The following is a 21,488-nucleotide window of genomic DNA, read 5'->3' on the forward strand; positions in this document are numbered from 1 at the left end:
CAGTCCGGCCCTACTTGGGGGAGCTCCACCAGGCGGTGCCGGCGGCACGGATCGTGTTGGTGCCGCAGTGCACCTCGCCGGCGGAGACGTGGTGGGTACGCCAGTCGTCCATGTAGCGCACCCGCATGCCGACCTTGGCGTACGCGTTGGTCACCGCCTCGGCGAGGATGTCCTTGCCGCCGACTACCGGGCCCCACTGCTTGGGGGCGAGATACGTGGTGGGGGTCAGCACGACGCCGTTGACGGCACCGGGATGATTGGCGATGACCGGACGGTCCTGCGCTCCGGGGAAGCCACCGAAGCCACTCTCGAACATCGCCGGGATCTTCACGATCTCGGCGTCCGTGACGCCGGTCTCGCGCTTCAGCAGCGCCAGGTTGTCCTTGATCTTCCGGGCCGCGAAGGCGTTGTCCTTGAGCAACTGCCGGTCGGACAGGGCATGGTCGATGGTGGGGACGCGGCCCTGCGCGTAGGAGCGGGGGATGGAGAACACCTTGGTGTGCCCGTGCCCGCCCTTCTGTGCCTTGCGCAGCATGGCGAGCCCGCCCTCCGGATCGGCGATGCCGATCTTCCAGCCGCGCGGGGTGTCGGCGGGCAGGAACTGCACGAACTCGTCCACGTGACCGACGCCGAGCCATCCGGTGTCGAGCACCAGCGGGTCCTGCGCTTCCTGGGCCCTGAGGAAGGCCGTGTGCGCGGGCAGCCGCGAGCCGTGCCGGCCGGTGATGATCCGGCCCGCCGGGTAGGACTTGCCGTTGTGGGTGTACGGCGGGATGGTCTCCAGGTTGCCCGTGGAGTTGATCTGGCCGTCGTACAGCCCCTTGTTGATCTGCACGGCGCCGACACCGGGGCCGCGCAGCTCGAAGACCTGCTTGCCGGCGTCGCGGTCCATCTGCGCGGAGCGGATCATCATGCGCAGGATGCGCGGCTTGCCGCCGGGGCCGGGCATGCTGACATAGCCGGGTTCGATGAAGTCCTGCGCCCAGATGTCCGAGCCGTCCTTGAACTTGTACGTCGGCTTGGTGATACCGGCCTTGCGTACCTCCTTGGCGAACTCCCGCGCGAATTTCCGCTGGTTGGGGTCGTCGCGGTCGCCGTCCACGATCAGCGCCTGCTCGGTGCGCTGGAGGTGGTGCTGCGTCAGGACCGGGGCGGCGCGCAGCATCACCTCGTCGGTGGAGGTGCGGTCGCCGTCGGTGACGGTGTAGCGGACGGTGATCCGGCCGTCCCAGTCCTCCCGTATGACGTCCCGCCCGTCCAGGCCGAGTTGGAGCCCGGCGCGCAAGTCGGCGGCGGTGATGCGGGTACCGGCCGTGACGTAGGTCCAGGTGTCGCCGCGCTTGAGGAACAGCCGGACCTTGGACTTGCCGGAGCCGACCAGCTGGAGGCGGCCCGTGGCGGAGTCCGAGACGTCGGCGACCGGGACCGTGCGCAGCGGCGCCAGGTACTCGGGCGCCCGTACGACAGTCCCCTCGGCGTCGTTGCAGGCCTGGAGCCGGGCGTTGGACAGCCAGCGGCCATCCTGGGTCCTCGTCCGGCAACGCCGCTGTGCGTCACCGAGGCTGGGCAGGAAGATCGCGCCCCGCTCACTGTTCCACGTCGTCTTCCCGGCGACATCGGAATCCCCGGTGACATCGACAGCGCCGTCACGGTTCACGTCGGCACGCATGTCCGCCCGTACAGCCCCCGTACCGGCAGCCGTGGCCGCCGGTACAGTGCTGGAGACGACCGCCAGGGCGATCGCCAACGATGACGCGGCCGTGGCGCTCACTTTGTTCATCGACGCACTCCTCATCGGTGGTGACTTGCACCGTCATCCCATCTCGACCGCATGAGGCATTCACTCCGCCGACCCGCGGGGCCACCCCCGCCGACAGGCCGGGCTCCGGTCATCCGAAAGTTGCAGTTCGTGAACGGCCCACCGGGCTCCGACCCTGGTGGGCCGCCGGATCGCCGAGTGGGCTGGTGCCGTGCATGGGCCCGGGCGGTCGATCACACGCCGTTCCCGAGGGACGGCCCGTCAAGCCGGGTCGCCCGCCGGTGTGGACGCGGCGGCAGCTGATAGACGGCATACGGTGGCGGGCCCTGACCGGTGCCCCCTGGGCGGGACGTGCCCGAACGTCACGGGCCGCGGGACCGGGATTACGGCCTGTTCCAGCGCCGGCAGCGGGACGGCGCCGGGGCAAGGACCCTCACCCAGCTGCAGGCCGAGGCCGATGCGAAGGGCCTGATCACCTGGGACGTGAACGTCGACTCCACCGTCTGCCGGGCGCACCAGCACGCCGCCAGAGCAGCGAGAGGGGGACCTCCAGAAGGCCGCCCGGCGGCGTCTTCGTCGAGCCGGCCGACGGGTTTGGGGCGTCCGGCCGGAGCACGTCGCGGGGCGCGCAGCGGCCAGACGGACACACAGCGCCTGTACGGCGCGCCGAGCGACCGGTACACCGTCCCATTCGATTCCGGTGCCGATCCGTCCCACCGCCAGGGCCGGAGGCAAATGCGCTGGTCTGCTGACGACGACCGGCTCGGGGCTACCGGTGCCACGACGGTGCCAGGGGCGGGCGTGTCCAGCATCGCCGACACCATGCTCGGACTCGGGACCACCGCTATGCCGGTGAAAGTGAAGGCGTCGGCCGTCTTGCGGTCGGTGCGCACGGCCAGCGAGTGGCGCACTCCTGCCCACGGCGCCGGTCGGAGGCCCCGCCCACGAACCACTGATCCTCAAACTGATCGGCCCGGCCGCCTGGCGGCTGCTGCCCACCTCCCTCGGCACCGCCGGCCGGCTACGCGCGGTGCATCCGGAGGCCGTCCGGGCCCGCGCCGAGCACGCGGAACGCAGCCGGGAACAGGAAGCGCTATTCCTCGGCTGGGGTGAGGGCTTGGGGGAGGCGTAGTTGGAAGCATGCTCCGAGGGTTCGGGGGATGAGGGTGAGGGTGCCTTGGTGGCGGTGGGCCAGGTCGCGGGCGATGGCGAGGCCCAGGCCGGTGCCGCCGTGATCGCGGGAACGGGCGTCGTCGAGCCGGACGAAGCGTTCGAAGATGCGGTCGGCGTCTTCGGCGGGCACGCCCGGTCCGTCGTCGTGCACCGTGAGGTCGACCCGGCCGTCCTGGTTCCGGACGGTGATCTGGATGCGGTGTGTGGCGTGGCGGGCGGCGTTGTCGATGAGGTTGCGCAGCAGTCGTTCGTATTCGTCGGGGTTTCCGTGTACGTGTGCGGGGGCGGTGCTGTCGAAGGTGAGGGTCAGCGGCCGTTCGGTGAGGGGGTATTGCTCGGTCAGCCGGGAGGCGAGGGCTGTCAGGTCGACGGTGTCGGGGCCGGCTGCGGGGGTGCGGGTGTCGAGGCGGGCGAGGAGCAGCAGGTCCTCGGCGAGGGCCTGGAGGCGGCGGGTCTGCCGTGCGGCGGTGGTGGCCGCGGCGGGCCAGTCGGTGCGTTCCGGGTAGGCGAGCGCGACTTCCAGGCTGGCCAGCAGTGTGGTGAGGGGGCTGCGTAGTTCGTGGGCGGCGTCCGCGACGAAGCGGCGCTGCTGGGCGGCGGCGTCGTCGAGGCGTTGGAGGGTGGTGTTGATGGTGGTGGCCAGGGCGGCGATCTCGTCCCCCGTATCGGGGACGGTGACGCGTTCGCGGGGGTCGTTCGCGGTGACCGAGGCGGTGAGGACGCGGATGGCCTCGACCGGCCGCAGCGCGATACGGACGGCGAAGTAGGCGACGGCGGCGATCAGTACGAGGCTGACGAGCCCGGCCCGCAGCAGCAGGCGGTCGGTGGCCTCGGTGATGGTCCCGGCGATGTCCTCGGCTGCGTGCGGGAGCACCACCACATAGACCCGCAGCTGGGCGTCGGCGGCGACACCCAGAGCGGCGACTTTGTCGCTGCTCAGTTCATCGGCCCTGACATCGTCGTACATGACCTGGTAGGTTCCGCCGTCCTTGCCGAACCGGTCCCCGGGTGCGGAGTCGGGGCGCGCCGGCAGGCGCACGGGACGGGTCGTAGAGTCCCAGTTCGGCCCCTCGTCCGGTGGGGCGGGCAACTCGGCCTTCGGTGGGGCGGGCAGCACATGGCGGGTGCCGGGATCGAACTCCTCCATGCCTCCGCCGTAGGCGACGGCGGCGCGTCGGCCGGTCGCGACGATCTCATACGGCACGGTGCTTCGGCGAGCGGGAACCGCACCCTTCTCCAGCTGATCGACGAGAGCCAAGAACTGTTTCTGAGTCTGCCCTTGGGCGATCCCTGCGCTCTTGCGGTAGACGTCGTGGTGTACCCACCAGCCGATGCCGGCCAGGATGACGGCGGCGGCCGAGGCCGCGGCCAGGGCCGTGCGGGCTCGTACCGAACGCGGCCACCAGCGGCGTAGCGGCCCGGTCGCATCCACGGTTGGCCACCAGCGGCGTCGCGGCTCAGTCGCGTTCACGGTCGTCCACCAATCGGTAGCCGGTACCCCGCACGGTCTGCAGGGACTGCCGGTGGAAGGCGGCGTCGACCTTCTTGCGCAGTGCGCTGACACGCGCCTCCACCAGGTTGGGATCCCAGGCTTCGTCGGGCCACGCGTGATACAGCAGATCCGTTTTGGAGACCGCCTGGCCCGCCCGGCGGGCCAGCACCTCCAGCACCGCGAACTCCCGGGGTGTGAGTTCCACCCGGGTCCCGGCCCGGCGGCAGACCCGGCCGGCGACGTCCAGCGAGAGGTCGCCCACGGCAAGGACGGGTGGTGCGACCGCGGCGGCTCGTCTGACCAGGGCCCGCAGCCGTGCGACGAGCACCATGTAGGAGAAGGGTTTGGCCAGGTAGTCGTCGGCCCCTGTGTCCAGGGCCTCTGCCTGATCCCAGTCCCCGTCCTTGGCGGTGAGGACCAGGATGGGGGTCGCGTTGCCCTCTCGGCGCAGTTGGGCGCAGACCTTGTAGCCGTTGAGTCCGGGCAGCATCAAGTCCAGTACGACCAGGGCGTATTCACCGGTCCGGGCCATCCACAGACCCTGCCGCCCGTCGTGGGCGAGGTCGACGCTGTAACCCTCAGCGGTCAGACCGGTGTGCAGGGTGTGGGCCAGGTCCACCTCGTCTTCGACCACCAGGATGCGCATGCGGTGCAGCCTTGCACAGCGTCGGGCCGCCTTCCTGATCGGCCGGTCAGGTTGGATCAGCATCCGGTCAACGAGGTCCCGGCACGCTGGCGGAGTGTCTTCGCTACTGCTGAAAGGCCTTGCCACACGTGTCCGTCGCTGAACGTGCCCCCGCCGCGGCCTGGACGGCTTCCCCGCGAAGGGGATGTCCGAGCGGGCGGGCGAAAGCGAACCCTCGTCCTTACGAGCCGACATGAGGAACACCGCGTCAATGGCGAAGCGGGCGGCGGCAAATTCACGCCTGACCAGCAGAAAACCAGCGATCACACCCGGAAGACGACAAGTTATCAGGCAGCCTCCAGGGGGAGACTTGCGCAGAAAAGTGAAAAGAGCATGCGCGGCCACGATCGCCACGGCGGCAGCCGTGGCCCTGGCGGCGGGCATGACCGGCCCGGCGTCGGCGGAGGCCGAGCGTGCAGCCAATGAACCGGCCGGCGCCTCGGCCGTGCAGACCGCGCCCAGGCACCGCATCACCCTGATCACCGGCGACCGCGTCGTGGTCGACGCCGAGGGCCGTGTCATCGGCCTGGAGCGGGCCAAGGGCCGTGAGGGGATACCCGTCCAGATCCGCAAGGCCGAAGGACACACCCTCGTCGTGCCGGCCGACGCCGCGCGGCTGATCGCCACCGGCAAGCTCGACCAGCGGCTCTTCGACGTCACCGAGCTCAACAAGTCGGCCAACCGCAAGGCGCAGAAGCAGGGACTCAAGCTGATCGTCGGCTACCGCGGCGCGGCCGCTGCGGCGAAGGCGGACGTCCGTGACGCGGGTGACACCGAGGTCCGCAGGACTCTCAAGTCGCTGAACGCGGACGCGGTGCTGACGCCCAAGGATGACGCGCCCGACCTGTGGGCCGCGGTCACCGACGCGGGGTCCGACGGCGCGAGGACCGCCTCCGGTGTCGCCCACGTGTGGCTCGACGGGGTCCGAAAGGCCAGCCTCGACAAGTCCGTCCCGCGGATCGGCGCCGGCGAGGCGTGGGCCGCGGGGTACGACGGCAAGGGCGTCAAGATCGCCGTCCTCGACACCGGTGTCGACGGGACCCACGCCGATCTCAAGGGTCAGGTCGTCGCCGAGAAGAACTTCTCCACCGCCGCCGACGCGATCGACAGGCACGGCCACGGCACGCACGTGGCGTCCATCGCGGCCGGTACGGGCGCTGCGTCTCCCGCGGGGTCTGCGGGCAAGTACAAGGGCGTCGCGCCCGGAGCCAAGCTGCTCAGCGGCAAGGTGCTCGGCGACGACGGCTACGGCGACGACTCCGGCATCATCGCCGGTATGGACTGGGCGGTCGAGCAGGGCGCCGACGTCGTGAACCTCAGCCTGGGCGACGTGGACACTCCCGACATCGATCCGCTTGAGGCCCACGTCAACAAGTTGTCCAAGGAGACGGGCACCCTCTTCACGATCGCCGCGGGCAACGACGGGGCCGAGCAGACGATCGGCTCCCCGGGCAGCGCGGAGGCCGCGCTCACCGTGGGCGCCGTCGACGACGAGGACAAGCTGGCTGGGTTGTCCAGCATGGGCCCCGGCCTCGATGGACAGATCAAGCCCGACGTGACCGCCCCCGGCGTGGACATCACGGCAGCCTCGGCCCCGGGCAGCGTCATAGCCCAGGAGGTCGGCGAGAAGCCGCCCGGCTACGTGAGCATCTCGGGTACGTCGATGGCCACCCCGCATGTCGCGGGCGCCGCGGCGATCCTGAAGCAGCAGCACCCCGACTGGACGTACACCCAGCTCAAGGGCGCGCTGACCGGCTCCGCCAAGGGCGGCGCCTACACGCCGTTCCAGCAGGGTTCGGGCCGGATCCAGGTCGACAGGGCCATCAAGCAGACCGTGGTCGCCGACCCGTCGTCGGTGAGCTTCGGCCTCCAGCAGTGGCCGCACACCGACGACACGCCGGTTACCGAGAAGGTCACGTACAAGAACCTCGGGACGACCGACGTCACGCTGACCCTCGCGGTGGCGGGCACCGACCCGAAGGGGCAGACCGCACCGGCCGGCTTCTTCACGCTCGGCGCGAAGACGCTGACCGTCCCGGCGGGCGGCTCGGCCTCCGTCGACCTCACGGTCGACACCAAGCTGGGCGGCACGGTCGACGGCGCCTACTCCGCGTATGTGACCGCCACCGGCGGCGGCCAGAGCGTACGCACGGCGGCGGCGGTGCACCGCGAGGTGGAGTCGTACGACATCACGCTGAAGTTCCTTGGCCGTGACGGTAATCCGGCGAAGTACTACGGCACCAGCCTGGACGGTGTCTCCGGACCGGCACAGGGCAAGTGGTACGCGCCCTACGACGAGTCCGGCACCGTCGAGGTCCGTGTTCCCAAGGGCGGTTACATCCTCAACTCGTCCGTCTCCGTCGACCCGGACGACTTCGCCAAGGGCCTCGACTGGGTGGCGCAGCCGAAGCTGAGCATCACCGAGAAGGCCACGATCACGGTGGACGCGCGGACCGCCAAGCCGGTGGACATCACCGTGCCCGACGCGGCGGCGAAGTCGGAGGTCGCTACGCCGTTGTACACCGTCGGCGTGCCGGACGGCAGCCGCTCGTACGGCTGGTGGCTGGACTCCTATGCCAACTTCCGTACCGCGCACGTCGGCCCGCAGGTCACCGACGGCACCCTGTACCAGCAGTGGGGCGGTCACTGGACCAAGCCCGCCGAGGAGTACGACACCCTCGCCGGCGGCAAGGTCAAGCAGCTCGCCACCGGGTACACCAAGCACTACAAGGCGAGTGAACTGGCCACGGTGAAGACCGGTCTGGGCGCCTCGTCGAGCGGCAAGAAGGGCGTGATCTACGCCTGGGGCGAGCTGCCCGGCAGTACAAGCACCTTTGCGCCCGGGGTCCAGCAGAAGCTGCCCGGCACGCGCACGCTGCGCCTGTCCACCGCGGGCGGGGCGAAGTGGAAACTCGACTTCGAGCAGCACGGCGGGGTCGACGAGTCCGGCTCCCCGATCGTCGAGGCCGTCTACAAGCTTGGCACCCCGCAGACCCTCAAGGCCGGCAAGAGCTACGAGAAGACCTTCAACACGGCGGTCTTCGGCCCGCGCGTCGGCTCAAGCCTCGGTATCTACCGCGAGGGCAACGGCATCTACGGCTCCCTGCCACTGTTCACCGACGGCAAGACCCACTCCGGTTCCTCGCGCTACTCGTCGGTCACCACGACCCTCTACCGCAACGGCGCCAAGGTCGGCTCGAACAGCGACCCACTGGAAGGGGCGGGCATCTTCAAGGTCCCGGCCGGTGACGCCGCGTACAAACTGACCACCTCGGTCAAGCGCAGCGCCAAGGTCGCCGCGGCCTCCACCCGCGTCGACGCCAGCTGGACCTTCCGCTCCAAGAAGGCCGACCTGGCCAAGCTGCCCGCGTCCTCGATCCACTTCGACGCGGCCGTCGGCCTGGACAGCAGGGCTCCGGCCAACAAGAAGGTCTCCGTCCCGGTGACCGTCCAGGGCTCGGCAGCGGGCTCGAACCTGAAGTCCCTGTCGGTGTACGTGTCGTACGACTACGGCCAGACCTGGAAGAAGCTCACCGTCAAGAACGGCAAGATCGCGGTCACGAACCCGGCCAAGGGCAAGGGGATCTCGTTCCACGCCAAGATCGCCGACAAGAAAGGCAACAAGTCGACGATCTCGATCTACAACGCGTACTACGGGAAGTGACCTGATCCGGTGGATCACCGATAGGTTCGCTCAACGCACTCATGCACGGATGGCCCGCCGGAAGCAGAGCTTCCGGCGGGCCATCCGTGCATGAGTCCTTCGAGGACCTTGGCGGTCCTTGCCGATCAACGCCGATCCATGGCGTTTTCGCAGGTCATCCGCAGTGTGCGGTGTCAGCATCGACTGATCCTTGTCAGTCTGTTCCTATCCTTGCGTCCACAACGCGTCCTGACGATCCTCACAGGAGCCTGGCGGGAGACATCAGATAGGCATCGCGCCAGCTTGAGAACTGGGTGCGAACTCGTTCGCAGCGGATTCCCCTTCCAAATGCTTCACGTCGGCGGCGCGCCAGTTCCCTCCGGGCTGGACGCGCCGCCATCTCATGGCCGTATCTGGGTGAAGTGCCCCATCACCCGGGCACACGCGAGCGCGAAAGACTGCGGCAACGGGGCTTCCTGGTCATCGATGCGGTTCGCACCTGCCAACATCCCGCCCACGATCGACAGCGCTTTGCGTCGGCGGCCGTACCGGCGCCGTTCTTCGCGCCGGTCAGCTTCCGCCCCCGTCGCCGAAAGACATAGATCAAGCCACACATCCGGCAAGAACTACCCCGCCGTAACCATAGGCAGCAGCGATCGCTGTCATGAGGACCACCGAGTTCCGAGACGTTCATCGCGCTGTTTCACTCGGGTCACCGCTGGGTTTCCGGCCACGAACGACTGAGTTGATCAGGAGCGTACATGGTGAGAAACAGAGGGCTGGGCGTCCTCGCCGCCTTCGCCGTGCTGGTGATGGCGCTGCTGAGCGCCTGCTCCACCACCCCGACCGCCGAGAGTTCGTCGAGCGGACCGAAGAACGACCAGGCGACGAAGGCGCTGGCCGCCGCGTACAAGGGGGTGACCGGGACACCGCCCACCGTCCCCACCAAGCCCCGGGCCGGTGTGAGCCTGTGGGTCGTGTCCTGCGGGCAGCAGGTGCCGTCGTGTTCGACGCCCGTCGCCGGCGTGCAGGAGGCGGCCAAGGCCGTCGGCTGGAAGGTGAAGATGTGTGACGGGCAGCTCAACCCGACCGGATGGGGCAACTGCATCCGGCAGGCCGCGAGCGCGAAGGCGGACGTCGTCGTCCCCGTGGGCATCGACTGCGTTGCGGTCCAGGCGCCGATGCAGGAAGCGGTCAAGGCAGGCACGAAGATCATCGGTGGTGGAGGCTCGGACTGCGACGCCGCCGGCGGCAAGAAGCTCATGGCGAGCGAGCGGCTCGAACTGCCCGACACGACGGTCGAGCAGTACTGGAAGCTGAACGGAAAGCTCCAGGCCGACTGGCTGATCGGCAAGACCGGCGCCAAGGCCCAGGTCCTCCTGTTGAACTTCACCGACCCGATCTGGGGCCCCTGGATCACCGCGGGCTTCGAGGCGGAGCTCAAGACCTGCGCCGACTGCAAGATCGTGCAGAAGCTCGACCTGTCCAACAACGATGTGGTGACCAACACGATGGCGCAGAAGTTCTCCAGCGCCCTGCTGAAGAACCCGTCGGTGAACGCGGTCTCCGTCCCGGTCGGCGGATGGATGCAGGCCGGCCTGTCCCAGGCCGTCCAGTCCTCCGGGCGGGCCGCCGAGCTGAACGTCTCCAGCGGTTTCGGTGACGCGTCGACGATGGACCTCATCCGTGACAGCGGTTTCGCCTTCGGCGCGATGGGCTACGCCTCGCAGTGGGGCTCCTACGGTTCCGTCGACACCGCCATCCGCATCCTGAACGGAGAGAAGCCGCAGGTCCAGGGTGACGGCTTCCAGATGGTCGACAAGGACAAGAACCTGCCCGCCTCCGGGGACTACCAGGGCGGTGTCGACTACAAGTCGCAGTACCGCAAGCTCTGGGGCCTGAGCTGAAGGCCGCTGACATCATGACGAACACCCACTCCGAGGAAGTCGCGGTCCGTCTGACGGGGATCCGCAAGTCCTTCGGGCCCACCAAGGCGCTGGACGATGCCGAGCTCGTGCTGCGGCGCGGCACCGTCCACGCCCTGCTGGGCGGTAACGGCTCCGGCAAGTCCACCGCCCTCAAGATCCTCGCCGGGGTCCACGAGGCCGACGCGGGCGTCATCCAGGTCGGGCGGGAGCAGTGGCCCGCCCGCACCTGGAGCGCGGCGGCCGGGAGCGGCGCGGGGCTGCGCTTCGTCCACCAGGACCTCGGTCTCTTCGACGCGCTGTCCGTCGCGGAGAACTTCGCGCTCGACGCCGGATACCCCACCACCGCGGTGCGGTCCGTCCGCTGGAAGGAGCTGGAGCGCCGCGTGGTCTCCCTCCTCGACCGCTTCGAGATCGCGGCGGACCCGCGGCAGCCCGTGGGCAGCCTCCGGCCGGCGCAGCGGACCATGGTGGCCATCGCGCGTGCCCTCCAGGACGACGACTCGACGCGGGCCGTGCTCGTCCTCGACGAACCGACGGCGACACTTCCCGCGCACGAGTCGGAGGTCCTGCTCGGCGCGATCCGGCGCCGGGCGGAGCTGGGCCAGACGGTCCTCCTGGTGAGCCACCGGATGCAGGAGGTGCTCTCGGTCGCGCAGGACTTCACCGTCTTCCGCGACGGCCGTACCGTCGCCACCCTGAGCGGGGAGAACCCCACCGAGGACCGGCTCGTCGCCCTGATGACCGGCCGCGACCTGGAACGGGCCCCGCAGGAGCCCGCGGCCACCACAGCCGCTCCTCCCACGGCCACCACGGCCGCTCCTCCCGCGGCCGGGCCGGTGTCGCTCCAGGTGGAGAACCTGGTCTCGGGCCCGCTGCGGGGAGTCACGCTCACCGTCCGGCAGGGGGAGATCGTGGGCGTCACGGGGCTGGTCGGGAGCGGGCGGTCGTCGCTGCTCAAGACCGTCTTCGGAGCGCATCGACCCGAGTCGGGGACGATCACACTGAGCGGCCGCTCCCAGTCCGGCGCGGAGGACGTCAAGGCCCGCATGGCCCAGGGAGTGGCGTACGTCGCCGAGGACCGCGTCGCGGAGTCGTCCCTCATGGAGCTGACCGTCCGCGAGAACATCTCGGTCTCCCGGCTGCGCCGCTTCTGGCGGCCGCATGGCATGAACGCGGCCGAGGAACGCCGCTCGGCGGCGGACCTGGTGCGCCGCCACCGGGTCAAGACCACCGGCGTGGACGGTGTCTTCTCCTCCCTGTCCGGCGGCAACCAGCAGAAGGCGGTACTGGCCCGGTGGCTGTGCCGCGACCCGAGCCTCCTGCTGCTCGACGAGCCGACCCAGGGTGTCGACGTCATGTCGCGCCGGGACATCTACGACACCATCCGGCAGTCCGTCTCGGCGGGCTGCGCGGTCCTGGTCGCCTCCAGCGACTTCGCGGAGCTGTGCGCGCTGTGCGACCGGGTGCTCGTCCTCCAGGACGGCGTGGTCGCGGCCGAGCTCTCCGGCACGCGGCTCACCCCCGACCATCTGACCGCCGCCACCCAGTCCTCGGTGCTCACCACAGGAGACCAGCCATGAGCCAGCAAGTAGCGGAAGAGGCCCCCGTGACCAGCCCCCGCGACGTCCGTACGGTCCGGGTGCGCTCGCTAGTGGAGAGCAACGCGCTGCTGGCGCTGCTGGTTCTGGTCGCCGTGTTCTTCTCGGTCCTGCCGGCCAGCCGGGACGTGTTCCTGTCCGTCGACAACCTGTCGGTGCTGCTGAGCACCCAGGCGACCGTGGCCCTGATCGCGCTGGCCTTGATCCTCCCGCTGGTCAGCGGCTACTTCGACTTCTCCGTGGGAGCCAACGCCGCGGTGTCGACGGTGCTCAGCGCCGGCCTCATGTCCCGCCTGGACCTGCCGCTGTCCGTCGCGTGTGTCGTGTGCGTGGCCGTCGGCGCGCTGATCGGCCTGGTGAACGGTGTGCTGGTGACCCGTTTCCGGATGAACGCCTTCGTGACGACGCTCGGCATGGCCACCTTCCTCGGCGGACTCATCCAGTGGTACACGGGCGGCCAGACCATCCTGAAGGGCATCTCGCCGGACCTGATCCAGTTCGGGGCGACCTCGCTGGCGGGGATTCCGCTGGTCGCCTACATCGTGGTCGTGGTCGCCGCGGTGCTGTGGTACCTGCTGGCGCAGACTCCCTACGGCCGGGCGCTGTACGCCATCGGCGTGAACCCGCGCGCCGCCAGGCTGGTCGGCATCCGGTCCGAACGGTATGTCGCGGTCTCGTTCGTGATGGCGGGCACGATCGCCTCGGCCGCGGGCATCCTGCAACTCGCCCGGACCGGCAGCGCGACCGCCGACTCGGGCACCAGCCTGCTGTTCCCGGCCCTCGCGGCCGCGTTCCTCGGCTCGACCGCCGTACGGCCCGGGTTCTTCAACGTGGTCGGCACGGTCATAGGCGTCCTGTTCGTCTCCGTCGCGGTCAGCGGACTGACCCTGGCCGGAGCCGAGGCCTGGGTGAGCCCCGTCTTCAACGGCGCCGCGCTCCTGACCGCCGTCGGCTTCTCGACCTATCTCGGCCGGCACCGCGGCCAGGCCACCTGATCAGCTGTCGCTCTCGAGCTCGACCGCGACGTCGTAGAGCATCTCCCTAAGCCAGCGACCTGCCGGATCGCTCGATCGCCGCGGATGCCAGTGTGCCGCCTCGGTGATCGGCACCGGCGGCAGCGGCGTTTCCACGATCGCCAGGCCGAGGGCGTCGAGGCAGCGCCGCGCCAGGCGCAGCGGCACGAACGCGCACAGCTCGGTGCCGGCGATCGCGTAGGGCAGGGTGAGCAGGCTCTTGACGGTGATCTGGATGTTCCGGTCGCCCAGCCCGTACGTCTCGGCCACCACCTCCAGTGGGTGCTTGGCGTCACCGGCTCCGGGGAACTCGGCCGTCGCGTGCGGCATCCGCCGCAGGTCGTCGACCGTCAGCCGCCCATCCGCGGTCCACGGGTTGTCCCGCGCGACCAGGCACACCAGATCGTCGGTGAAGATGGGCTGGCGGCTGCCCGGCAGGTCGAAGCCGAGCGGGCCGACGACCAGGTCCCGGTGGGTGAGACGGCTGTTGAAGGCCGACCGGTCGGAGGGCAGGGCGTCGAAAGCGATGGAGCATCCGGGGGCGTGCTCACGCAGGAACCGGGTGATCGGCTCGGCCAGCACCGTCATCGCGTACTCGGAGACGCTGACGGTAAACTGCTTGGTGCTGCGGGCGGGGTCGAACGCCCGGGACTCGCCGAGCAGAGCCTCCGCCGACTCGACCGCCTCGGCCACCACCGGCAGGAGCCGTTCGGCCAACTCGGTGAGATGGAATTCCCTGCCCTGGCGCACCAGCAGCGGGTCGTCGAAGTGGGCACGCAGCCGACCGAGAGCACCGCTCATCGCGGGCTGGCTCACCGACATCCGGGTTCCCGCGTGGGTCAGATTACGTTCTTCGAGCAGCGCCTGGAGAGCGAGCAGGAGGTTGATGTCGACATGAGGTCTGGCCTTGTGCATGATCGCCTCCGGTTTTCGTCATTGTAGGAGCCCTGCAGGCCCCCTGCAGGGGGCCTGCGGAACCCTCCGTTCAACCCGCGCAGGTCGGACCGGTGGAAGGAGTCGAGCGATGACGCTCGGAGGAGTCGACCTCAACCTGCTCACGGCTTTGCGGGTGCTCTTGGAGGAGGGCAACGTGACCCGTGCGGGCCAGCGCCTGGAGCTGAGCCAGTCCGCGATGAGCGGCGCGCTGGCGAAGCTGCGCCGTAGGTTCGACGACGAGCTGCTGACGCGCAACGGCCGGGACTACGAGCTGACCCCGTTCGGCGCCGAGTTGCTGCCCGAGGTCCAGGAGACACTACGGCTGATCAACACGGCGCTCAGGGTCGAGGAGGAGTTCGACCCCGCCACCAGCGAGCGGGTGTTCCGGTTCCTGATGAGTGACTACGCGATCGCGATGGCGCACGAGCACCTTCTGACGCGGGTCCGAGAGGCCGCACCGAACATCCGGCTACAGGTGGATCATCTGTATCTCGGTCCTGATCCGCGGGCGCTGGAACGGGTGCTGGTCGACTACGACGTCCTTGTCGGCCCACTCGGCTACGCGTTTGCCGGGAGGTCACGGCCACTGTGGCGGGACCATTTCGTCTGCCTGGTGGACCCGGGGAATCCCCGGCTGGCCGACGGCCGGCTGTCGATGACCGATGTGGCCGAACTGCCGCACGCCGTGGCGACCTTCGGCCCGAGCAGCCTCACACCCGTGGACCGGGCGTTCGGCGAGATGGGCCTGGAGCGCCGGATCCGGGTTCGGGTGAGCGGCTGGCTGCCACTGCCCTTCGTGATCGAGGGCACCGACATGGTGGCCATCGTGCCCGAGCGGCTCGCGCGTCTGCACGCCGGGCCGGCCGGGCCGCTCACGATGACCCCGCTGCCGTTCGACGACATCCTCCTGGCCGAGGGCTACTGGTTCGCGGCCACCCGGCTGTCCGACCCGGCCCACCGCTGGTTGTTCGAGCGGCTCGACGAGGTGGGCGGCACCCTGGCCGAGCCGGACCCGAGCACGCCGTGAGCCGTCGGTCGGACCGGCCGGGCCCCGTGGTCAGCTTTCAGGGTGCTCCGCTCATCGGCGAGGTAGCCCACGAAGAGGCCGTGCGGATCCCGCTCGGCACGGATCTTCTTCGGACGCTCCCAAGCCACGTCGGACAGGGACCGGACCTGCCGGGTCGCCAGGTCGGATTGCCGCGTCAGCGGGCCGGCCGTGAGCCGAGCACCACGTTGTTCTCGTGGACCACTTCAGCGCAGCCGCGGGGCGCCGGTGGGGCAGCCGACGGTTGAGGAGCCGTCCGGTCCGCGCCCCCTCGAACGCCGGGTCGTCGCGGAGGATCAGCTTGCCGACCAGTCCGTCGGGCGTGTCCGCGCGCCCGCTCACGCCGGCGCCTTCAGGGCCTGGAGCGTCTCGCCCATGATGCGCCCGGGATCGGCGTCCGGCGTCGGACTCATCTCCCACCGCGCGAGCTGGAGACTGTTGTCCAGCACCATCTTCACCCGGGGGAACCGGCGGGTCATGAAGGCCGGCAGCACCGACTCGACGGAGTCGTCGCCGGTCAGCATCTCGGCGAGGACGACGGCGTCCTCCGCGCACATGGCGGCCCCCTGCGCGATGAGCGGCGGACAGGCGTGCGCGGCGTCGCCGATGACGAGTGAGCGCCCGCGGTACCAGGGGTCCTGGACCAGCACGGACTCGATCCACTGGTAGTTCACGACGGCGTCGTCCGCGAGGCCGTCCCGGATCTCGCCCCAGATACCGCCGTATCCCTCGGAGCGCTCCTTGAGGACCTTGCCGCCCGGATACTCGCCGACGTGCGCGCGGTCCAGGTTGCCCTCCAGCAGGTAGGCGTAACAGAGATCGGCGGAGATGGGGCTGTAACCGGCCTTGTACTTGGGGCCGTTGTAATAGACCTCCGCGCAGTCCATGGCCGCGGGCCGCGGCGCGACCACCCGCCAGATGCCCATGCCGACCGGCTCGGGGACGGTCTCGATGCCGAGCATGCCCCGCACCTGGGAGCGGATTCCGTCGGCGCCCACCAACAGGTCGGCGGTCACGGTGGAGCCGTCGCTCAGCGTGGCGGTGACCGCGTCGCCGAGGTCGGTGACGTCGGAGACGGTGGTGCCGAGGCGTACGTCGACGCCGGCCGCGACGACCGCGCGGGCGAGGATGCCCGCCAGGTCGGAGCGGAGCGCGCCCATCGTCGACGGGAGGTCCTCACCGCCGGTGTGCGGGGTGGGGAACTCGGCGATGACCGAGCCGTCCGCCGCGTTCTTCAGCCTGAGCAGGTCGAAAGGGACGCCGTGGGCCATCAGCTCGTCGAGGACGCCGACGGCCCGGAACGCCTTCAGGGCGTTGCCCTGGATGGTGATTCCGTGGCCGGCTCCGGCCCACTCCGGTCTGATCTCGGCGAGGACGACGTCCACGCCACGCTGGGCCAGGGCCAGGGAAAGCACCGATCCGGTGATCCCTCCGCCCACGACGAGTACCCGGGACACCCGTGCGTCGGTCATCGCATTGTTTCCTTCCCGACAAGAGTGAGAAATACAGACTTCCGGAACGTAGGCGCCGCGGCGACCGTCCGTGAACTCAGCGATACGAATGCCTGGCATCTCTCGCCGTGAATTCCGCGTGTCGTGGACGGCCCGTAGCGTCAAGGTCATCCACCACCCCGCCAAGCCCCGAGGAGAACCAGATGGGCTATGTCGTCGTCGCGACCTGGACAGCGAAGCCGGGCAAGGAGGACATCGTCCTCGACGCGATCGAGAAGCTGACCCCGCCGTCCCGTCAGGAGCCGGGAAACCAGTTCTACCAGGCGTACCAGGACCCCTCGAACCCGTCGGTGTTCCGGCTCTTCGAGATCTACGACGACGAGGACGCCTACGCCGCCCACGGCGCTTCCGAGCACTTCGCGGAGTACGGCCACGGTCAGGCCATCCCCGCCCTGGCCGAACGCGAGCGTGCCTTCTACGAGACGATCGGCTGACGATGCGTCTGGCCGCCTTCCGGTTCGCCGAGGACCCGCCGGCCGAGCGCCGCGTGGGCCTCGTCATCGGCACCGCCGCCGAGCTGCGGGTCCACCCCTTTCCGGCCGGCACCGACCTGATCCGTCTCCTCGCCGCCGACCCCACCTCGCGGGACGAGGCGGCCGACAAGGCCGCGGAGACCGACGGGCACCCGCTCGGGGACATCGTGCTGCTGCCGCCGGTCTACCCGGTGGCGATGCGCGACTTCCTCACCTTCGAGGCCCATGTCGAGGGCGTGAGCCGCGGGATGCAGGGCGCGAGCGCCGTCGAGCCCGAGTGGTACGCGGGACCGGCCTTCCTGTTCATGGCCCCGCACGCCGTGCATGGGCCGTTCGACGACGTGGCGGTCCCACCCGACACCGAACGGCTCGACTTCGAACTGGAACTCGCGATCGTGACCTGCCGCGACATCCGCAACGCCACCCCGGACGCCGCGGCGGCGGCGATCGGCGGCTACCTGGTGATGAACGACTGGTCGGCCCGCGACATCCAGGGCCGAGAGATGCGCATCGGACTGGGACCGTCCAAGGGCAAGGACTTCGCCACCACCATCGGCCCCTGGGTGGTCACCCCCGACGAGATCGACGCCTGGCGCAGCACGGACGGCCTGGTCGACCTGGGGATGACCGTGCGCGTCAACGGCGTCGACGTCGGCTCCGACCGGTCCGGCCACATGAGCTGGTCCTTCGAGGAGATGCTGTCCTACGCCTCACGCGCGTCCTGGGTGAAGGCCGGAGAGGTGATCGCCTCCGGCACCTGCGCCACGGGAGCCCTCGCGGAGACCTGGGGCCGCACCGGAACCTTCGAACCACCGCCCCTGCGGGCGGGTGACGTCGTCGAAATGGACATCGAGGGCATCGGCGTCATCCGCAACAGGCTGGTCGTCTCGCAGGAGACCGCCCCGCCGATCCCGGCCGCGCGCCGCCACGTACGAGAGGAGGCCTGAGTGCCGTCCATCAACACCGTCGACCCCGCCACCGGCAAGCCGCTCGCGACCTACCCGGCGCACGGCTGGGACGAGATCGACTCCGTCCTCGACGAGGCGGCAGGGGCGTTCACCACCTGGTCCTCGACCTCCGTCGAGCAGCGCAGCGACCTGCTGCGCCGGGTCGGCGCGCTCCTGACCGAGCGGCGCGAACGGTACGCCGCCCTGATCACCGCCGAGATGGGCAAGCCGCTCGCCGAGGCACGCGGCGAGATCGACAAGTGCGCCTGGAACTGCGGGATCGTCGCGGACCACGCCGCCGACTGGCTGGGTGACCACGAGGTCGCCAGTGCCGCGGGCCGCTCCTGGGTGTCGTACGAACCGCTGGGCGTGGTGTTCGCGGTGATGCCGTGGAACTTCCCGTTCTGGCAGGTGCTGCGGTTCGCCTGCGCCGCGCTGGCCGCCGGTGACGCCGCCGTGTTGAAGCACGCGCCCAATGTGACGGGTTGCGCGCTCGCCGTCGAGGCGCTCTTCGCCGACGCGGGCGCGCCGCGAGGACTGTTCCGTTCGGTGCTCGTGGCCGACGGCGACGTCACCGACCTCGTCCCGCGGATCATCGCCGACGACCGGGTCGTCGCCGTCACCCTCACCGGCAGCGAACGCGCCGGTGCGGCCGTGGGAGCCGCGGCGGGCGCGGCACTGAAGAAGAGCGTCCTCGAACTCGGCGGCTCCGACCCGTTCGTGGTGCTCGACGACGCCGATCTCCCGGCCGCCGCCGACGCCGCGGCGCGCTCACGGTTCGGCAACGCCGGACAGAGCTGTATCGCCGCCAAGCGGTTCATCGTCGCCGACGCGATCGCCGACGAGTTCACCGCGCTGCTGGCCGATCAGGTCGAGCGGATCACGGTCGGCGACCCCACGGCCGACGGCACGACGATGGGACCGCTGGCCCGCGCGGACCTGCGGGACGCCCTGCACCGCCAAGTGACCGACACCATTCGCCAGGGAGCCGTCCTGGTCACCGGCGGACGGCCGCTCGACGGGCCCGGTTTCCACTACGCGCCCACCGTCCTGGACCGGGTCGAGCCGGGCATGACCGGCTTCACCGAGGAGACCTTCGGGCCGGTGGCCTGCGTCGTGCGGGCACGCGACGACGACCACGCCGTGGCGCTGGCCAACGACACCGAGTTCGGACTGGGCGCGGCCGTGTGGAGCGGGTCCGGGCGGGGCCTGGCGGTCGGGAGCCGGATCCGCTCCGGGGCGCTGTTCGTCAACGCCCTCGTCGCCTCCGACCCCCGGCTGCCGTTCGGCGGCATCGGCCGCAGCGGACACGGCAGGGAGCTCGGCGCGGAGGGCGTCCGCGAGTTCACCAACGTCCGCACGGTCTTCGTCGGAGCCGACCCTGCTGCGGCCCCGGCCGAAACCGAGTGAGGGAGCCATGAGCAGCGACACGCTCGACCATGTCGGGCTGAAGCGGCTGGTGCTCGACCGCATCCCCCTCTTCGTCATCGACGGCAGGCAGCCCGGCCCTCGGCTGAGCGCCCCCACCCCAAGGGACACAAGATGAGCGACAAGCCCAACGAGTTCGGCATCACCCACCTACGGCACGTCGACCTCGCCGTACCCGACTACACCACCCAGCGCGCCTTCTACACCAACACCTGGGGCCTGACCGAGGTCGGTTCGGACGGCGACCTCTCCTACCTGGCCGCCGAGGGATCACCCGAGCAGTACGTCATCCGGCTGCGCCACGCCGCCGACAAGCGCCTCGATCTGATCGCCTTCGGAGCCGCGGACCGGGCCGCCGTCGACGCGCTCGCGCAGCGCCTCGGCACCGCCGACGTCCCGCTCGTCACCGAACCCGGCGACCTCGCCACCGCCGGCGGCGGCTACGGGTTCCGGTTCTTCGACATCGACGGCCGCACCGTCGAGATCTCCGCCGACGTCGAGGTCCGTACGCACCGCAAGGTCGAGGAGGGCGAGTCGGTCCCGGTACGGATCTCGCACGCCGTCGTGAACTCGACCGACATCGCCCGGACCCGGTCCTTCTACGAACGGCACCTCGGGTTCCGGCTCAGCGACACCCTGCACAAGGACGGCATGGGTGATCTCATGCACTTCATGCGGTGCAACGACCGGCACCACAGCCTGGCGATCGCCCACGGCCCGCACACCTCGGTGCACCACGTGTCCTTCGAGATGCGCGGCATCGACGAGTACCTGCGCGGCACCGGCCGGGTGATGCGCGCGGGCATCAAGAAGGTGTGGGGGCCCGGCCGCCACCTGGCCGGCAACAACACCTTCTCCTACTTCCTCGATCCGAGCGGCAACACCATGGAGTACACCACCGAACTCGAACGGCTCGACGAGGACGCCTGGCATCCGCACATCTACGACGTGGACGACCCGCTCACCCAGGACCAGTGGGGGACCGCCGATCCGATGAGCGAGCTGATCGCCAAGGAGAGCTTCAACGACGTGGACCGCGGCGTGTTCGTCGCGCCGCCGGTATGAGGGGGCGGGCCATGGGACGGGTCGCCGGGAAGGTCGTGGTCGTGACAGGCGGCGCCCGGGGCCAGGGCGCCGCCGAGGTGGAGGCGCTGGCACGGGAAGGCGCTACGGTGCTGGCGACCGACGTGCTCGACGCCGAGGGCCACGCGCTCGCGGGGCGGCTGGCGGCAGACGGGCTGCACGTCACCTACCTGCCTCTCGACGTCCGCGACCGGCAGGCGTGGGACGCCCTCGCCTCCTACCTGGAGGAACACCACGGGCGGGTCGACGCCCTCGTCAATAACGCCGGGGTCGCCGCCCGGGACCGGATACCCGACGTGGACCCGGAGGCCTGGCAGCGCACCTTCGACATCAACGTCACCGGACCGCTGCACGGCATCCAGGCGCTCGTCCCGCTGATGCGCGCGGGCGCCTCGATCGTCAACGTCTGCTCGGTGGCGGCCATGGCGGGGCACGTCGCGGCCGCGTACACCGCCAGCAAGTGGGCCCTGCGGGGCCTGACCCGCACCGCCTCCCTCGAACTCGGCGGGCGCGGCATCCGGGTCAACGCCGTCATGCCGGGCCTGATCGAGACCCCGCTGATGGCGTCGGCGTCACCCGCCTTCACCTCGGCGGCGCTGGCCGAGATCCCCCTGGGCCGCGCCGGGACCCCGGCCGACATCGCGCCGCTGATGGTCTTCCTGGTGTCCGACGAGTCCGCGTACGTCAACGGCGCCGAACTCGTGGTCGACGGCGGTCTCACGGCCCATGTCTCCCACAAGGGCATCGCGGACGCCATCGCCGCGCCGTAACCGG

The 21,488-nt window shown here is 70.1% G+C and carries 16 protein-coding genes; 11 read left to right on the top strand and 5 right to left on the bottom strand.

The features are described from left to right. Positions 1-10: 10 nt before the first annotated feature. The 3 genes from ACZ9QC_RS37245 to ACZ9QC_RS37255 all read right to left on the bottom strand — a co-directional run bounded on the left by ACZ9QC_RS37245 (position 11) and on the right by ACZ9QC_RS37255 (position 5,070). On the bottom strand, positions 11-1,780 hold the full coding sequence (locus ACZ9QC_RS37245) for a protein-arginine deiminase domain-containing protein (RefSeq protein ID WP_472917115.1): 1,770 nt from the start codon (positions 1,778-1,780) through the stop codon (positions 11-13). Positions 1,781-2,852: 1,072 nt separating this feature from the next. Then, the gene (locus ACZ9QC_RS37250; protein WP_472917116.1) at positions 2,853-4,364 is read right to left on the bottom strand and encodes a sensor histidine kinase; all 1,512 of its coding nucleotides are present in this window, start codon (positions 4,362-4,364) and stop codon (positions 2,853-2,855) included. A 25-nt stretch (positions 4,365-4,389) separates the two neighbouring features. Continuing rightward, positions 4,390-5,070: a response regulator transcription factor gene (locus ACZ9QC_RS37255; protein ID WP_472917117.1), complete on the bottom strand. Its 681-nt coding sequence runs from the start codon at positions 5,068-5,070 to the stop codon at positions 4,390-4,392. A gap of 361 nt (positions 5,071-5,431) precedes the next feature. On the opposite strand from ACZ9QC_RS37255, the gene ACZ9QC_RS37260 reads away from it, so the two are divergent. The 4 genes from ACZ9QC_RS37260 (at position 5,432) to ACZ9QC_RS37275 (ending at position 13,273) form a co-directional block, all read left to right on the top strand. Further along, entirely contained in the window at positions 5,432-8,773 is a 3,342-nt protein-coding gene (locus tag ACZ9QC_RS37260; protein ID WP_472917118.1) for a S8 family peptidase, read from the top strand. A gap of 740 nt (positions 8,774-9,513) precedes the next feature. Further along, complete coding sequence (locus ACZ9QC_RS37265; RefSeq protein ID WP_472917119.1) at positions 9,514-10,659, top strand: sugar ABC transporter substrate-binding protein; 1,146 nt, start codon at positions 9,514-9,516, stop codon at positions 10,657-10,659. A 14-nt stretch (positions 10,660-10,673) separates the two neighbouring features. Continuing rightward, on the top strand, positions 10,674-12,260 hold the full coding sequence (locus ACZ9QC_RS37270) for a sugar ABC transporter ATP-binding protein (protein ID WP_472917120.1): 1,587 nt from the start codon (positions 10,674-10,676) through the stop codon (positions 12,258-12,260). Continuing rightward, positions 12,257-13,273: an ABC transporter permease gene (locus tag ACZ9QC_RS37275; protein ID WP_472917121.1), complete on the top strand. Its 1,017-nt coding sequence runs from the start codon at positions 12,257-12,259 to the stop codon at positions 13,271-13,273. Before ACZ9QC_RS37270 ends, ACZ9QC_RS37275 begins: the two co-directional genes overlap by 4 nt. On the opposite strand, the gene ACZ9QC_RS37280 is transcribed toward ACZ9QC_RS37275, so the two are convergent. Then, the gene (locus ACZ9QC_RS37280; protein ID WP_472917122.1) at positions 13,274-14,206 is read right to left on the bottom strand and encodes a LysR family transcriptional regulator; all 933 of its coding nucleotides are present in this window, start codon (positions 14,204-14,206) and stop codon (positions 13,274-13,276) included. It abuts the gene before it with no gap. 109 nt (positions 14,207-14,315) lie between these two features. On the opposite strand from ACZ9QC_RS37280, the gene ACZ9QC_RS37285 reads away from it, so the two are divergent. Continuing rightward, entirely contained in the window at positions 14,316-15,254 is a 939-nt protein-coding gene (locus tag ACZ9QC_RS37285) for a LysR family transcriptional regulator (RefSeq protein ID WP_472917123.1), read from the top strand. Between the two features lie 356 nt (positions 15,255-15,610). Here the strand turns inward: ACZ9QC_RS37285 and ACZ9QC_RS37290 are convergent, their stop codons facing one another. Beyond that, the gene (locus ACZ9QC_RS37290) at positions 15,611-16,744 is read right to left on the bottom strand and encodes an FAD-dependent monooxygenase (RefSeq protein ID WP_472917124.1); all 1,134 of its coding nucleotides are present in this window, start codon (positions 16,742-16,744) and stop codon (positions 15,611-15,613) included. A gap of 182 nt (positions 16,745-16,926) precedes the next feature. Here ACZ9QC_RS37290 and ACZ9QC_RS37295 point away from each other — a divergent pair, with 182 nt between their 5' ends. From ACZ9QC_RS37295 to ACZ9QC_RS37320, 6 genes are read left to right on the top strand one after another with little or no spacing between them, the layout of a single operon-like run. After that, positions 16,927-17,217 carry a putative quinol monooxygenase gene (locus tag ACZ9QC_RS37295; RefSeq protein WP_055539746.1) on the top strand — a complete coding sequence of 97 codons (291 nt, stop codon included), beginning with the start codon at positions 16,927-16,929 and terminating at the stop codon, positions 17,215-17,217. Positions 17,218-17,219: 2 nt separating this feature from the next. Then, the gene (locus ACZ9QC_RS37300; RefSeq protein WP_472917125.1) at positions 17,220-18,203 is read left to right on the top strand and encodes a fumarylacetoacetate hydrolase family protein; all 984 of its coding nucleotides are present in this window, start codon (positions 17,220-17,222) and stop codon (positions 18,201-18,203) included. Further along, positions 18,204-19,613: an aldehyde dehydrogenase family protein gene (locus ACZ9QC_RS37305; protein ID WP_472917126.1), complete on the top strand. Its 1,410-nt coding sequence runs from the start codon at positions 18,204-18,206 to the stop codon at positions 19,611-19,613. A 7-nt stretch (positions 19,614-19,620) separates the two neighbouring features. After that, on the top strand, positions 19,621-19,749 hold the full coding sequence (locus tag ACZ9QC_RS37310) for a hypothetical protein (RefSeq protein ID WP_472917127.1): 129 nt from the start codon (positions 19,621-19,623) through the stop codon (positions 19,747-19,749). Further along, on the top strand, positions 19,746-20,696 hold the full coding sequence (locus tag ACZ9QC_RS37315) for a VOC family protein (protein ID WP_472917128.1): 951 nt from the start codon (positions 19,746-19,748) through the stop codon (positions 20,694-20,696). Before ACZ9QC_RS37310 ends, ACZ9QC_RS37315 begins: the two co-directional genes overlap by 4 nt. An 11-nt stretch (positions 20,697-20,707) precedes the next feature. Next, positions 20,708-21,484, top strand: a complete 777-nt coding sequence (locus ACZ9QC_RS37320; RefSeq protein WP_472917129.1) for an SDR family NAD(P)-dependent oxidoreductase — start codon at positions 20,708-20,710, stop codon at positions 21,482-21,484. Positions 21,485-21,488 lie beyond the last annotated feature (4 nt).

The sequence above is a fragment of the Streptomyces sp. HUAS MS02 genome, assembly GCF_055702265.1.

Coding starts and splice junctions, on each gene's coding strand:
- ACZ9QC_RS37245 (WP_472917115.1), bottom strand. CDS start 1,780: ATGAACAAAGTGAGCGCCACGGCCGCGTCATCGTTGGCGATCGCCCTG.
- ACZ9QC_RS37255 (WP_472917117.1), bottom strand. CDS start 5,070: ATGCGCATCCTGGTGGTCGAAGACGAGGTGGACCTGGCCCACACCCTG.
- ACZ9QC_RS37265 (WP_472917119.1), top strand. CDS start 9,514: ATGGTGAGAAACAGAGGGCTGGGCGTCCTCGCCGCCTTCGCCGTGCTG.
- ACZ9QC_RS37270 (WP_472917120.1), top strand. CDS start 10,674: ATGACGAACACCCACTCCGAGGAAGTCGCGGTCCGTCTGACGGGGATC.
- ACZ9QC_RS37275 (WP_472917121.1), top strand. CDS start 12,257: ATGAGCCAGCAAGTAGCGGAAGAGGCCCCCGTGACCAGCCCCCGCGAC.
- ACZ9QC_RS37280 (WP_472917122.1), bottom strand. CDS start 14,206: ATGCACAAGGCCAGACCTCATGTCGACATCAACCTCCTGCTCGCTCTC.
- ACZ9QC_RS37285 (WP_472917123.1), top strand. CDS start 14,316: ATGACGCTCGGAGGAGTCGACCTCAACCTGCTCACGGCTTTGCGGGTG.
- ACZ9QC_RS37290 (WP_472917124.1), bottom strand. CDS start 16,744: ATGACCGACGCACGGGTGTCCCGGGTACTCGTCGTGGGCGGAGGGATC.
- ACZ9QC_RS37295 (WP_055539746.1), top strand. CDS start 16,927: ATGGGCTATGTCGTCGTCGCGACCTGGACAGCGAAGCCGGGCAAGGAG.
- ACZ9QC_RS37300 (WP_472917125.1), top strand. CDS start 17,220: ATGCGTCTGGCCGCCTTCCGGTTCGCCGAGGACCCGCCGGCCGAGCGC.
- ACZ9QC_RS37310 (WP_472917127.1), top strand. CDS start 19,621: ATGAGCAGCGACACGCTCGACCATGTCGGGCTGAAGCGGCTGGTGCTC.
- ACZ9QC_RS37315 (WP_472917128.1), top strand. CDS start 19,746: ATGAGCGACAAGCCCAACGAGTTCGGCATCACCCACCTACGGCACGTC.
- ACZ9QC_RS37320 (WP_472917129.1), top strand. CDS start 20,708: ATGGGACGGGTCGCCGGGAAGGTCGTGGTCGTGACAGGCGGCGCCCGG.